Consider the following 4,268-nt stretch of genomic DNA (forward strand, 5'->3'; position numbering starts at 1 on the left):
AATGACGCCCGACGCCGACCTCACGCGCAAGGCGATGCTCGATAGCATCAACCGCCTCGCGGACGACATGCGTGAGATGCGGACCGACATGAAGAAGGAGCTGGGCGAGTTGCGCCAGATTAGTGAGCGGCTCGTCAAGATCGAAACCCGCCTCGAGGATATTCAGGAACTCAAGACCGAGAACCTGGCGATCAAGGCCGAGCTCGCGCTGTTGAAAGCCGATCTAAACAAGCGCGACGGCGAGCGGGGCATGCTCAACATCATCATGAAATCGCCTTTGTCTTACCTCTTGGCGGCGGGGGCTGCGGTCATTGCCTGGGTCAAGGGCATCGTGTGACCCGCCCGCTGGCCATCATCGGGGCGCTGACCCTGATCTGGCTGGCAGGCGTAGCGAAGCCGACCTTCGGGGCGGTGACATTGGCCGCGTTCCTGACCGGATACGCAACAGCAAGGATGGCTCGTGCAGATTGACCCCAAGCTGAAAGAATACGCGACCGACAAGCAGGCGGCCTATATCGACGCCATCAACGAGCATGGTGGTATGCGGCCCGCTGCTGCGGTGCTTGGCGTTGACCATAGCGCCCTGTCGCACGCAATGCGCCGCGTGGAAGCCAACGCCGCCCGCCGAGGGTATGCGCCGGGGCATTTCGAGCACGGTGTAGCCCCTGGCTACCAGATGGGCAAGGTGACGGTCCAGCGGGGCGCCGATGGCAACGTAGAGCGGGTATGGGAGCGGCAGCACCCTGACCAGGCGCGGGCGCAGGAAGCCCTGGCCGCGGCGGTGGAGGCGATGGCCAAGAACATCACGCCGGTCACGCCCGAAGCGCCGCCACGACTGACGCTCAAGCATCTGCTGACCCTTTACACCTTCACCGATTACCATGTCGGGATGCTCGCCTATCATCGCGAGGGCGGCGCGGATTGGGACGTAAAGATCGCGGAGACCATGGGCATCAGCGCGATGCAGGCAATGGTCGCGCAATCCCCTGCGGCCGATACGGCAGTGGTCAACATCCAGGGGGATTTCCTGCATTGGGATGGATTGATCCCGGTCACCCCCTCGCATGGCCATGTGCTCGACGCCGATAGCCGGTTCGGCAAGGTGGTGGATGTTGCGATCCGGCTTATCCGCCAACTGGTATCGCTGGCGCTGCAAAAGCACCGGAGCGTCAAGCTTCTGATCTGCGAGGGCAACCACGATGTTGCTTCCTCGCTCTGGCTTCGCAAGCTGTTCGGCGTGCTGTTCGAGAACGAGCCGCGCGTCTGCGTCAATGACAGCGAGCTGCCCTACTATGTGTTCGAGTGGGGCAAGACCTTGCTCGGCTTCCACCATGGGCATTTGCGCAAGAACGACCAGTTGCCAGCACTGTTCGCGGCGCAGTTCCGCGAGGCGTGGGGGCGCTGTCCCAAGGTCTATATCCACACCGGCCATCGGCACCACAAGGAAGACAAGGAGCACGCGGGCGCGCGGGTTATCCAGCATCCGACGCTGGCAGCGCGCGATGCCTATGCGGCGCGCGGCGGGTGGTGGTCAGAGCGCGCGATCACCTCGATCACCTACCACAGCCAATACGGGGAGGTCGGATCCTCGACGGTCACCCCCGAGATGTTGGAGGCAGCATGATTACCGAAGAACAGGCGGGCCTTTTCCGGGTGCGGGACGATGACCCGTTCGGCGCTGACCACGAAATCCCCGATTACGCAGACGCCTTTGCCACCTCGCTGGAGCGGATCGCCCGTCAAATCCGGCGGGGCGATGTGGTTAGTGACCTGGGGCCGTGGGTGTCCCTGATCGGGCGCATGATGGAGCGAAAGATATGAAAATCCCCAGCATTGTTCAGGCGGTTGCTTCGACGCTCATACGGCAACACCCGCCAAGGATCGAGCCCATGCCCACCGCTGACCCCTTCCCCGCGATCCTCAAGAAGGTTCTGGTGCACGAGGGCGGGTTCATTGACCACCCCAAAGACCCCGGCGGCGCGACCATGAAGGGGGTGACGCAGGCGACCTATAACGGCTGGCGCGCTCGGCAGGGCAAGGAACCGCGCTCGGTTCGCTTCATCACCGACGCAGAGCTGACCGCGATCTACCGCCGCGACTTTTGGGACAGGGTGCGTGGCGACGACCTGCCGCCGGGCATCAACTATGCCGTGTTCGATTTCGCCGTGAATAGCGGGGTGAGCCGCGCCGCTCGCTATCTGCAAAAGGTGGTCGGTGTCGCGCAGGATGGCCAGATCGGGCCGAACACGCTTTCCGCCACGCGCTCCAAAGACCCGGCTGCTGTGATCGACCAGCTCTGTGATGACCGGCTGGCGTTCATGCGCTCGCTGCGCATCTGGCCAACGTTCGGCAAGGGCTGGCGCAGGCGCGTCGATGACGTTCGCCGCGTCGCCAAGACCATGATTGCATGACAATTCCCCAAGACGAAAGGACAAGGACAATGGCAGAGCAGACCCCCATCATCGTGACCGACAACACCCTTGAAGGTCAGATCAGCACCCTGCTGCGCTATCTGGTGGCAGCGGGCGGCGCGTTCGCGCTCGGCAAGGGGTGGATTGACGACGTGACCCTGCAAGCCCTGACCGCGCTCGCTACCGTCGCTGTGCCGATGGTCTGGGGCATCTGGAAGACCTACACCGCCAAGCAGAAGCTGATCGCAACCGCACAGTTCGCGCCGGACTCGATTGCGCAGGTGGTGAGGAAATGAAAACCGCCACGTGCGGAGCAGAGGTGGCGGTCACTGGCGGCGATCAACCCGCCAGCCCCTTTCGGGGTTTTGAGAACACGCGAGCCGGATTACGAATACCGACCGGGCCACCGCCATTTGCGTCTCTAGAAAACGATGGGGGCGCGATCCCCCACGCCGCCGCGTGATTGTCGGAGTATAACCCATGGGCAAGTTAATCGCAAGCGGTGTCGGCAGCAAGCTGGACGATATTGTGCCGCATCTCTGGATCGTCCGCATCGTTATTCTGATCGTGCTTGGCGTCTGCGTCGTGCTTGCCCTGAACTACGCATCATGCAGCCGTCAGGAGGCCGCGCAGAGCCGCCAGGACGAGCGATCGGCGCAGGCGGGCACCAAGACAGCGGGCGAGGCTCTAGACACGCTGCAAGAGGCGCAGGAACGGGACGCAGGGACAGACCGGATCGTCATCATCGGAAAGAAGGAAGTCGCAGATGCGCAAACGGACGTTGACGCTGATGCTGCCGCTCGTCGCGCCATTTGCGGGATGCAGCACACTCGTGACCAGCCCGCCTGCCGAGTGTTCTCAGTTCATCCCTGATAGCTGGCGAGAGCCCATCCCCGGCGCACCGCTGCCCGATGGCATGGACGCACGCGCATGGATGCAGTTTGGCATTGAACAGTCAGGGCAGCTCGACAAGGCGAACGGGCGCTCGGCTGACATCTTGCACATCGTGCGGACCTGCGAGGCCAATGCGAACAAGGCCAGGCCGCGCAGGAAGGTGCTAGGGGTGCTGTGAGGGCGGTTCCGGTAGCGGCATCCAGTGCGTTGGCGGGTTCGTTGGGCTAACTCTGCAACCCACCCATTCCGGCTGAAACAGCGGCATCCGCCTGCCATTGAAGACGATGGTTTCGAAGCCACTGAATTCTTGGCGAACAACCTCGACGCCATGGCCGGGGAAATACGCCAGAAACGGCCCTGTCCTGTCGCTGAGCTTGCGACGGGTCTCAATCGGTTGCCATTCCATATCCCTACCCTTCTTCTTCTTTGCCCATATCGCTACGATTGCTCCCCGCGCTGGCGGCGCTCTCTTGGGGCAGAGCAACTGCCACAGCAACGGTATCGCGCGGCACTTTGAAGGTCGTGCAATCGGCGGGAACCTCAACTACGGTTTCAGCCCCGGCCTTGTTGGTCAGTTTGATCGTTCTTGGCTTGCTGGTCATCTGCTTTCTCCCATATCGCTACCCATGGCGGCGATGGCTGCGCGGGCAATGCGTTCTGCTTCGGCTTCGTATTTCTCGATCCTGCCGGCCATTGTGTCCCGGAAAGCGTTGTAGTCGGCTGTGACCCCGTTATACTGCTCCCTCTTCCAAAGCTCCTGCATCACGACAAGCCTCACCCTCTCCACCACATCCTCGGCCACAGCAGGGCGGGCGGCGATGCGAGCATTGATGGCTGCGGCAAAATTGTCAGCGGCCTCGCGGTAATCAAAGTCAGCGCAGAAGCCGTCAATCTCGATCCGATAGAACGGCTCGCCCGGCTCGGTGCAAAAGTCGCCAGTCACCGTTTCGATCTCTCGCACCA

General features: G+C 62.4%; 9 protein-coding genes. 7 read left to right on the top strand and 2 right to left on the bottom strand.

The features are described from left to right. The 7 genes from AX735_RS26065 to AX735_RS18065 all read left to right on the top strand — a co-directional run. A partial coding sequence (locus tag AX735_RS26065) for a hypothetical protein (protein WP_202189614.1) occupies window positions 1-337 on the top strand: 337 nt, incomplete at its 5' end. Beyond that, on the top strand, window positions 334-471 hold the full coding sequence (locus tag AX735_RS25315) for a hypothetical protein (protein ID WP_156442073.1): 138 nt from the start codon (window positions 334-336) through the stop codon (window positions 469-471). The genes AX735_RS26065 and AX735_RS25315, both read left to right, overlap by 4 nt. After that, on the top strand, window positions 461-1,624 hold the full coding sequence (locus tag AX735_RS18045) for a helix-turn-helix domain-containing protein (RefSeq protein WP_082737521.1): 1,164 nt from the start codon (window positions 461-463) through the stop codon (window positions 1,622-1,624). Before AX735_RS25315 ends, AX735_RS18045 begins: the two co-directional genes overlap by 11 nt. After that, window positions 1,621-1,821, top strand: a complete 201-nt coding sequence (locus AX735_RS18050; protein WP_066114890.1) for a hypothetical protein — start codon at window positions 1,621-1,623, stop codon at window positions 1,819-1,821. The genes AX735_RS18045 and AX735_RS18050 overlap by 4 nt, the downstream gene beginning before the upstream one ends. A 68-nt stretch (window positions 1,822-1,889) precedes the next feature. Continuing rightward, window positions 1,890-2,411: a glycoside hydrolase family 108 protein gene (locus AX735_RS18055; RefSeq protein ID WP_066114888.1), complete on the top strand. Its 522-nt coding sequence runs from the start codon at window positions 1,890-1,892 to the stop codon at window positions 2,409-2,411. 29 nt (window positions 2,412-2,440) lie between these two features. After that, window positions 2,441-2,707, top strand: a complete 267-nt coding sequence (locus AX735_RS18060; protein WP_066114886.1) for a Pam3-gp28 family putative phage holin — start codon at window positions 2,441-2,443, stop codon at window positions 2,705-2,707. A gap of 184 nt (window positions 2,708-2,891) precedes the next feature. Next, window positions 2,892-3,284, top strand: a complete 393-nt coding sequence (locus tag AX735_RS18065) for a hypothetical protein (RefSeq protein ID WP_066114884.1) — start codon at window positions 2,892-2,894, stop codon at window positions 3,282-3,284. A 431-nt stretch (window positions 3,285-3,715) separates the two neighbouring features. On the opposite strand, the gene AX735_RS25320 is transcribed toward AX735_RS18065, so the two are convergent. Together AX735_RS25320 and AX735_RS18070 are read right to left on the bottom strand one after the other, a co-directional pair. Beyond that, on the bottom strand, window positions 3,716-3,907 hold the full coding sequence (locus AX735_RS25320) for a hypothetical protein (protein WP_156447540.1): 192 nt from the start codon (window positions 3,905-3,907) through the stop codon (window positions 3,716-3,718). Beyond that, the coding region (locus AX735_RS18070; RefSeq protein WP_231750165.1) for a hypothetical protein at window positions 3,904-4,268 on the bottom strand (365 nt) is incomplete at its 5' end. The genes AX735_RS18070 and AX735_RS25320, both read right to left, overlap by 4 nt.

Source organism: Blastomonas sp. CCH1-A6 (assembly GCF_001556365.1).
Taxonomy (GTDB): domain Bacteria; phylum Pseudomonadota; class Alphaproteobacteria; order Sphingomonadales; family Sphingomonadaceae; genus Blastomonas; species Blastomonas ursincola.

What these genes read in the sequence shown, in the direction of transcription:
- AX735_RS18060 (WP_066114886.1), top strand. Translation starts at nt 2,441, where the DNA reads ATGGCAGAGCAGACCCCCATCATCGTGACCGACAACACCCTTGAAGGT.
- AX735_RS25320 (WP_156447540.1), bottom strand. Translation starts at nt 3,907, where the DNA reads ATGACCAGCAAGCCAAGAACGATCAAACTGACCAACAAGGCCGGGGCT.
- AX735_RS18065 (WP_066114884.1), top strand. Translation starts at nt 2,892, where the DNA reads ATGGGCAAGTTAATCGCAAGCGGTGTCGGCAGCAAGCTGGACGATATT.
- AX735_RS18055 (WP_066114888.1), top strand. Translation starts at nt 1,890, where the DNA reads ATGCCCACCGCTGACCCCTTCCCCGCGATCCTCAAGAAGGTTCTGGTG.
- AX735_RS18050 (WP_066114890.1), top strand. Translation starts at nt 1,621, where the DNA reads ATGATTACCGAAGAACAGGCGGGCCTTTTCCGGGTGCGGGACGATGAC.